7 protein-coding genes and 1 pseudogene are annotated in these 9,015 nt (G+C 37.3%); 3 read left to right on the top strand and 5 right to left on the bottom strand.

Features of this window, described 5'->3' with window-relative positions; translation table 11 throughout:
* Window positions 1-89: 89 nt before the first annotated feature.
* Window positions 90-1,481, bottom strand: coding sequence for an LLM class flavin-dependent oxidoreductase (locus tag B9T35_RS17330; protein WP_086192437.1), 1,392 nt, complete (start codon window positions 1,479-1,481; stop codon window positions 90-92).
* 389 nt (window positions 1,482-1,870) lie between these two features.
* On the opposite strand from B9T35_RS17330, the pseudogene B9T35_RS17335 reads away from it, so the two are divergent.
* Together B9T35_RS17335 and B9T35_RS17340 are read left to right on the top strand one after the other, a co-directional pair.
* Window positions 1,871-2,840: pseudogene (locus B9T35_RS17335) on the top strand (pirin family protein).
* 176 nt (window positions 2,841-3,016) lie between these two features.
* Window positions 3,017-3,640 (top strand): LysE family translocator, encoded by a 624-nt coding sequence (locus tag B9T35_RS17340; protein ID WP_086192439.1) that lies wholly within the window; start codon window positions 3,017-3,019, stop codon window positions 3,638-3,640.
* Window positions 3,641-3,812: 172 nt separating this feature from the next.
* On the opposite strand, the gene B9T35_RS17345 is transcribed toward B9T35_RS17340, so the two are convergent.
* Together B9T35_RS17345 and B9T35_RS17350 are read right to left on the bottom strand one after the other, a co-directional pair.
* On the bottom strand, window positions 3,813-4,649 hold the full coding sequence (locus B9T35_RS17345) for an SDR family oxidoreductase (protein ID WP_086192441.1): 837 nt from the start codon (window positions 4,647-4,649) through the stop codon (window positions 3,813-3,815).
* A 44-nt stretch (window positions 4,650-4,693) separates the two neighbouring features.
* Complete coding sequence (locus B9T35_RS17350) at window positions 4,694-6,220, bottom strand: flavin-containing monooxygenase (RefSeq protein WP_086192443.1); 1,527 nt, start codon at window positions 6,218-6,220, stop codon at window positions 4,694-4,696.
* A gap of 109 nt (window positions 6,221-6,329) precedes the next feature.
* On the opposite strand from B9T35_RS17350, the gene B9T35_RS17355 reads away from it, so the two are divergent.
* Complete coding sequence (locus tag B9T35_RS17355; protein WP_086192445.1) at window positions 6,330-6,959, top strand: TetR/AcrR family transcriptional regulator; 630 nt, start codon at window positions 6,330-6,332, stop codon at window positions 6,957-6,959.
* Window positions 6,960-7,059: 100 nt separating this feature from the next.
* Here the strand turns inward: B9T35_RS17355 and B9T35_RS17360 are convergent, their stop codons facing one another.
* Both B9T35_RS17360 and B9T35_RS17365 read right to left on the bottom strand, forming a co-directional pair.
* The gene (locus B9T35_RS17360; RefSeq protein ID WP_086192446.1) at window positions 7,060-7,992 is read right to left on the bottom strand and encodes an IS5 family transposase; all 933 of its coding nucleotides are present in this window, start codon (window positions 7,990-7,992) and stop codon (window positions 7,060-7,062) included.
* A gap of 236 nt (window positions 7,993-8,228) precedes the next feature.
* Window positions 8,229-9,015: citrate/2-methylcitrate synthase (locus B9T35_RS17365; RefSeq protein WP_086192448.1), on the bottom strand; the 787-nt coding region annotated here is incomplete at its 5' end.

A 9,015-nucleotide genomic window follows, 5' to 3' on the forward strand; every position in this document is an offset into this window, starting at 1 on the left:
AAAAATCAGTTCAATAAAAGAAAAAAAGACCTGATTAGTCAGATCTTTTTTATTTATCTCTTAAAATATAAATAAAGCAAAAAAAGATATTAACTCGCTTGAGCAAGCTTGTGCTTATTGTTAATTCGATAACGTGCACCACGATGGTCATCAGATAGATGTGCGCCTCGTCCAAACAACTTTTCTCGCAATGTTCCTTGTGTATATTCAGTCTGATATACACCACGCTTTTGCAATTCTGGCACAATAAATTCAACTACGTCTTCAAAGGTTTGATGTGCAAGAATATAAGCAAGGTTAAAGCCATCTACATCTGTATCTTCAACCCAACTTTGCAACTCATCTGCGACCGTTTGTGCTGAACCGACCAATACTGGGCCATTCCCGCCAATACTATTCCAATTGGCAATTTCCTCAATTGTCCATACACGGTTTGGATCAGCATTGACATACGCATCCAACATTGACTGAATCGCATTGGTCTGAATATATTCCACATGATCCTGCGCTTGATATTGAGAAAAATCGACCCCAGACCATCCTGAAACTAAGGTCAAAGCTCCATCATAACTGCCATAAGACTGATATTCTTTAAACTTTTCTTGAGCTTTAACATCTGTAGAATCTGTAACGATGGACAATAAAGCATAGATTTTTACAGCGTAAGGATCTCGCCCTGCTTCAATCAATTTTTGACGAATACTTTTCACAACTTTCTGAGTGGCTATTTTTGAAGGCGCTGCAATAAAAATACATTCAGCATTTTGACTGGCAAATTGTTGCCCACGAGCAGAAGCTCCAGCCTGATATAAAACAGGTGTGCGTTGCGGTGAAGGTTCACAAATATGAATCCCAGGCACTTTGAAATATTTTCCATCATGTAAAATCGGATGCACTTTGCTATGATCAGCAAAAATACCCCGTTGTTTATCTCTTAGCACAGCATCATTTTCCCAAGAACCCTCCCAAAGTTTATATAAAACTTCAAGATATTCATCTGCAAGATCATAACGGTCATCATGATTTAGCTGTGTTGTCAGCCCTAAATTTTTTGAACCACTTTCCAGATAAGAAGTCACAATATTCCAACCTACCCGACCTTTGGTTAAATGATCTAAAGTACTGATTCGGCGTGCAAAAGGATAAGGATGTTCAAAAGAAATAGACGTGGTTATACCAAAACCCAAATGTTTTGTGACGGCTGCCATTGCAGGAACAATTTGTAATGGATCATTGACAGGAACTTGTACCGCCCCAGTTAAAGCATGCTCTGCACTATGATGGTAGACATCATAAATCCCCAAGACATCTGCAATAAAAACACCATCAAATAAGCCTTTTTCTAATATCTTGGCCAAATCTGTCCAATATTCAATGTCTTTATATTCAGTCGAACGATCTTGAGGATGTCGCCATAAACCCGGTGATTGATGCGCAATACAATTCATTTCGAATGCATTAAAACTGATTTTTTTAGACATTTTAAATTCACATAAAAATATTTATTGAATTCATCCTATTGCATTTTATTAATGTTCATTATCTGAATATATTGATATTAAATTCGAATTTAATTTTATATAAAAATATGATTTAAAAATAACTTTTATGGATAAATAAGATAATCTAGATGAGATCGTTAAAATAGGAATGAGGCATCCTGTATCAGGATTGACTATATCTTTATTTGTTTCTTTTAAAAGAAGTATTAAAATACTGATTTAAAAGCTACATTTCGCATACTGATTTTTTACTGATTTAAATTTTAGAATCAAAAATAGTGAAAAAAAATAATCGATTAAAAAGTTTTCAATGAAAGCAACGATAGGATAATTCAATGCAAGAAGATATCATTTATTCGATCTAGCCAATTGAATTTCGCTTGGATTTAAAAGATCCATTTCTTTTTACGGCACATCATATAGACCACTTCCCAGTTGCAGATGCAGAAATACACCCAACTAGGCCCTCTACACCTGAAAAACCATATAATATGTACTATAGCGAAACAGGTGTTCCCAGTTTCCCTAAACATCCGCATACAGGCTTTGAAACGATTACTTTGGTTGAAAGTAGTTATGTTGATCATTTTGATTCTTTAGGAAATAGTGGTCGTGTATGGTGCAGATGATGTGCAATGGCTCAGTACAGGTAATGGCGTTGAGCATTGTGAAATATTCTCACTTTTGCATATGGATAAAGAAAACCCATTCGAAATGTTCCAAATTTGATTTAACTCCTCACCTGAAGAAAAAAACAGAAGACCCTGATTATAAAATGATGTGGCGTGAGCATATTCCAGACGTGATTGAAACGGATATAAATAGTTTAAAGGCTGATATTCGCGTTATCTCAGGACAATTTCAAGGTAAAGATGCAATCACACGGCCAGCCTTTTCTTGGGCACATGCTAAAGAAAATAAAGTGAATATTTATATGATTCACTTAGAACCACATGCAGAAGTCACTATACCTGCGACGACTTCGACATCGACCCGTTTTTGCTATTTTATAATGGTCCTGAACTGAATATTGAAGATGCAACCATTCATTTTAAACATTTAGTTGAGCTAAAACCTGATGTCGAAATTCACTTAAAAAACAGTGCTGAAATTGGGCGAATTATGTGGCTTGAAGGTGAACCGATTGGTGCACCAGTCGCTATGCGTGGACCTTTTGTACTCAATTCAGATCAAGAATTAAATACTGCTTTTGTACGTTATCGATAAACACATTTTGGTCACTGGCCTTGGCCTTCTCCCGCCCCTGTGTTTAACCGTGAACAGTCACGTTTTGCTAGTTTTAACAAAGGCGAAACAAAAGAATATCCTGCATCATAAAGTAGATTCATCCCATAATTTCTATTGAATAGGTGGCATAAAAACCACCTTAGAATCTATAAATAAATTTCTTGCATAAAGCTTTCGTATTTTTTAGTGGATAGAAATCTAGAGGATCTGAATCATATTGCTTAAATTCCATTATGATTTAACTTTACAACCTCGTTGATCTGAGCATGGAATCGAACCTTATTACCTTTGCACTGATCTCTTTAGGTATGGCTTTAACACCCGGCCCAAATATGATTTATCTGATTTCAAGATCGCTATGTCAGGGTAAACAAGCAGGTATTCTTTCATTAGGTGGAACAGGTTTAGGCTTTGTATTTTATATGCTCTGTGCCGCTTTTGGGATCACCGCCCTACTGATGGCAATTCCTCTTGCCTATGAAGCACTCAAAATTGCAGGGGCAATGTATCTGATTTATTTGGCATGGAAAGCGATAACTTCACCACACTCGCCTTTTGAATTACAAAACACGGTTGCTTATTCCAATCAAAAATTATTTCTTATGGGCTTTTTTACCAATCTTCTAAATCCTAAAATAGCCGTGATGTACTTGGCTTTGTTACCTCAATTTGTCAAACCACATGAAGGCAATGTATTGATTCAAACCTTATCTTTGGGCTGTATTCAAATTATTCTCAGCTTAATCATTAATTTATTATTGATTCTAACTGCAAGCCGTTTTACTGCATTTCTAAATAAACATGTATTTTGGCTAAAAATTCAAAAATGGTTGATGGGTACTATATTTTTCGGATTGGCAACCCAAATATTATTGACTGCGAAAAAATAAAAAAATGGCTCAAAATGGAGTACATCTTTTGGGCCATAAAAACTGGGAATTCTATAAATGTATAATGACCATCAAGAGACATCTTAGCTAAGTCTTTTATTCCTTTTCAATACCATGAAAAATAAAGTAAAAACTGATGAATATTGATAGATGTCTCTTTTAAAATGACAGTTTATTTTTCCAATTTTTTAATACGATTTGCATAACCCGCATGTGCCTGATGATCAAGTTTGGTTAAAATACCATCATCACCTAAAAGACGACGCGTTCTTTTTTGTGCCCATTGTGGCAGAACATTGAAAGCACTATGCACAGTTTGTAAATAATCAGGCACTGCAATGAATAATTTAGGTTTGATTAATGCACCGACCACAGCATCAGCGACTTGTTGTGGTGTCACAGATGGAATGGTTTTACTCGCATTTTCTGTACCTGAAGTCAGTTCAGTCAGTACTTTAGATGGCATAATCGCTGTAAATTGAATGCCTGAACCACGATATTCGCCTGCAACTGCTTCCGTTAATCCAACCACAGCAAACTTGGTTCCTGAATAAACCGCAGAACCTGGTAGTGCAAAACGACCCGCTAAAGAAGCAATATTAACAATATGACCGCTATTTTTCTTTAACAATTCTGGTAAGGCCAATTGTATACCATAAATCACGCCACGGAAATTAATGTCAATTTGTGCATCTGCCAAAGCTGGGCTCTCATCTAAAAAAGCACCCATTGGCATAATGCCTGCATTATTCACCAATGAATATAAATCGCCATAATGCTGAATGGTGTCTTGAATGAATTTTGCAAAAGACTCACGGTCACGTACATCCACTTTAAACGCTTTTGCACCAATGCGCTGTGCTTCCTGCTCAGCAAGCTCCAGATCAATATCACCAATACTGACTTTTGCACCTTGCGCAATGAGTGCTTCCGCAGTTGCAAGCCCGATTCCTCGTGCTGCACCTGTAATCGCCACGACTTTGCCTTTCAATTTTTGTTTATTAAACATGTATATTTCCTTTTAATCTCTCGATCATTATTTATTTTGAATGCTTAGACTTGTTCTTTGACTTTCTTTTCAACTTTGTGATCAATCCAATATTCCTTTAAATTAAAGCGTTTCATCCGTTCTCTTAATTTAAAAGTTGTCCACGGCCACACTGTACTGTTACGCCCATTACGGTCAATGAAATAACTCTGACAACCGCCTTTATTCCACACGGTGGTTTGTAAAGCTGCCTGAACTTTTTCATTAAACTGAGCTGTGATTTCAGGGTTGGGTTCAATGGTATGAATCCCCGATTGAATCGCCTGTTTTAACGCATCAACGATATAACCCAATTGCGCTTCAATGATAATGAACGCAGATGAACTGACAGCGACATTTGGACCAAACATTAAAAAACCATTCGGACAATCTGCAACCATCGTGCCCATATAACCTTCTGGACTGCCTTGCCAAACCTCTGACATTTTTTGCCCAAAACGGTTATAAACACGATTGGCAATCGGTGGTTCTGCAATTTCAAAACCTGTTCCTAATATGATGACATCTGCTTCACAACTTTCACCATCAGCAGCAATGAGCGTATTGCCTTTCACTTCTGCAAGACCACTGGCAATGACGTCGACATTGTTTTGCGCCAAACTTGGATACCAATTGTTCGATTGCAAAATACGTTTACAACCAATGATGAAGTTTGGGGTCAATTTTTCACGTAATTTAGAATCTTTAATATGATGATTTAAGTGCCATTGCGCTACTTTTTGGAATTGTTTCATTGCTGCTGGGCTTTGAATACCACCATTAATGGTTTCAAACACACCATATAATGAACCACGCATTAATTGCTGTGTCAGCGGTAAAAACTTAAACAAGCTACGGACAGGTGAAAAGAGTGGCATATCAGATTTCGGTAAAATCCATTGTGCCGTACGCTGGAATACCGTCAATTGTTTTACAATCGGTTGAATCTGTGGAACAAACTGAATCGCAGATGCGCCTGTTCCAATCACCGCCACACGCTTTCCTGTTAAATCAATATCATGTCGCCATTGTGATGAATGAAAAATTTCACCTTTAAAGTTTTCAATTCCTTTTACTTTTGGCAAAACAGGTTCATGCATTGGACCACAGGCTAAAATTGCGAACTGCGAACGCAACTCACCTTGTGGTGTACGAATAATCCAACAGCCTTCATCATCAGACCATTTTGCATCTAAAGCTTCATGATTTAATCTGACATGAGGCATCACGTTATATTTATCAATAACATCAAATAGATATTGCTTAATTTCGGCTTGTGGTGCGAATACTCTTGACCATGATGGATTTTGTTCAAAAGAATAAGAATATAAAGCCGATGGAATATCACATGCACAACCTGGATAGGTATTCTCACGCCATACGCCACCCATTTCAGCGGCTTTTTCTAAAAGGATAAAATCTTCGATCCCTGCTTCTTTCAATTTAATGGCTGCACCTAAACCTGCAAAGCCACCGCCAACAATGATGACTTTATGAAAGTTTTTTGGATTTGAATTTGTTTCTTTTTTTAAGCTATTTTGTGATTGATTCATTTTATAAATCGCTTAGAATACGTACAATAGGAATACAATGTCAAAAACGGAATGACTTGTCAATTTCCTTGTAGGACACTTTATAAAATAATCTTGGTATTTTTCGCCTATGAATGAGCAAGTGAATTTAAGCCGAGCTGAACGTCAGCGTATACAGTTACAAGCCGATATTTTAGATGCTGCATTTATGGAGTTTTCTGAACGTGGCTATCATCAAACTGCGATTTCAGATATTGCCAAACGTGTTGGTATAGGTCATGGCACTTTTTATCGCCATTTTGAAAATAAACGCGATATTTTACAACATGTGATTTCTGAAACCATGCAAAAAATCATGGCTTTACTGACAGGTGATAATGCACCACAAGCAGTACATAATATTGAAGAATATCGTCAGCAATGTGAACGTATTTCTGAACAATTACGGACTTTTGCACGAGAAAACCCACTGACTTTGAAATTATTATTGTTAGAAGCGACCTCTATCGATAATGAAATGACCCATTTTGTACAAAATTTGATGCAAATGGCGGGCATGATGACCGCTAATTATTTAAAACACGGTGTTGATTTAGGATTTTTCCGTGCAGACTTGGATTGTGAAAATACAGGTCATAATATTATAGGCATGATTACGAATGGTGCTTTGCGCTTTTTAGCCACTCCTGAAGATGAAGACGCATTAAAAAAATATGGAATATCGATTATTGATTTAATTATTGGTGGGATGAAGTCATAGTGTGATTTTTTTCTTAATTAAACATCTAAATTTTTTTAATACACTAATGGCTTTGTTGCACAAAGGTTTGAAAGGCAGAGCTACCCTAATTGAGCCAAATTTAAGTGTCAACTTGGGTATGAGGGCGACCTAATTCTGTGAATCTATTCAAGACTGCTACGCGTGCATGAATCTCGTTCACCTGACTAAGGAAACTCCTTGATGTTAATTTATCGCCTAATAATTTGATGCAATGCATCTTGGTTTCCACCAAACTTCGACGGTGATAACCAGACCACTTTTTCCAAAGGGATCTTCCTAACCGTTTGACTGTTTTCAATAACTCATTCCGCTCTATAGACCTCGCTTGCTGATCTTTCCATGGCTTTGCATTCTTTCTTGGTGGAATGACCGCATGTGCATCTCGATCTAAAATGACTTGTCGGCAGTGCTTTGTGTCATAAGCACCATCTGTATAGACTGAATCAATTTGTTCATCCAAGGGAATTTGAGCAAGTAAATCTTCTAGTACTTGTGAATCACTAATATTATTTGTGGTGAGTTGTACAGCACGTATTTGAAGGGTTTCAGCATCTATAGCAATATGAAGCTTACGCCATTGGCGACGATATTTAGGTCCATGTTTCTTACACTTCCATTCACCTTCACCTAGAAACTTCAAGCCAGTAGAATCTACAATTAGATGTAGCCCATCACTACTTTTTTGATAGCCAATTGCAATATCAATATGCTTTTGCCTTCTGCATATAGTTGAATAATCTGGTGCTGTCCAATCTAATCCGCAAAGTTTAATCAGACTTTGAACAAAACCTGTGACCATACGTAAAGAGAGTCGAAATAGAGATTTGATCATTAAGCAGCATTGAATAGCTGTATCGGAGTAGGTTTGATTTCGACCTTTTTTGCCTTGTGATTGTGCATACCACTGTGTCTTTGGATTAAACCAAATGGAAATATTGCCTCGGTTAATTAAGGCTTGATTATAGGAGGACCAATTGGTTGTACGATAAATTTTAGGTATAGGCTTATTCATTTTGAAATTATATTGCTGAATAAGCCTTCCATGCTAGATTTGTGCAACAAAGCCTTTAACTATTACTAAGCAGACAACGTGCATAACTTATAAAATATTAAAAATTACAGTAATCTTCTCCAGTGTATTGTCTAAACCATCCATTTAGACCTAAGTTTTTTATATTTTCTCTTCAAAAAAAATCAGCCATATAAATGACTGATCCTTTTCTTACTATAAAGTTTAACTTTTACAGCTTAACGCGCCTCAATCGGTACGACTTTACGCAACTCAGGACCTGTATATTCAGCACTTGGACGAATAATACGGTTGTCTGCACGTTGTTCCATCACATGTGCTGCCCAACCTGTCACACGACTCATCACAAAGATCGGTGTAAACAGTTTGGTTGCAATATCCATGAAGTGATACGCCGATGCATGGAAGAAGTCTGCATTACAGAATAGTTTCTTCTCACGCCACATCACTTCTTCACAGCGTACTGATACTGGGTAAAGTACTGTATCGCCCACATCTTTGGCTAATTTCTCAGACCAAATTTTAATGATACCATTACGCGGGTCATTGTCTTTGTAGATTGCATGCCCAAAGCCCATAATCTTTTCTTTACGTTCAAGCTTGCCCAGCATTTCACGTTCAGCTTCTTCAGGCGAAGTCCAATTTTCAATCATTTCCATCGCAGCTTCATTGGCACCACCATGTAATGGACCACGAAGTGAACCAATTGCACCTGTAATACATGAATGTATGTCTGACAGTGTTGATGCACAGACACGCGCAGTGAATGTTGATGCATTGAATTCATGCTCTGCATAGAGAATTAGTGAAACGTTCATCACTTGTTCATGCAGTTCGTTTGGCTTTTCACCACGAAGTAGATGTAAGAATTGTGCACCGATTGAATCGTCATCGGTATTTTCTTCAATACGTACACCATCATGGCTGAAACGGTACCAGTAGCAAATGATCGCAGGTAGTGTTGCGAGGATGCGATCTGCTACATCTTGCTGTTGTGCAAATGTT

Source organism: Acinetobacter sp. ANC 3832 (assembly GCF_002135415.1).
Classification (GTDB): Bacteria; Pseudomonadota; Gammaproteobacteria; order Pseudomonadales; family Moraxellaceae; genus Acinetobacter.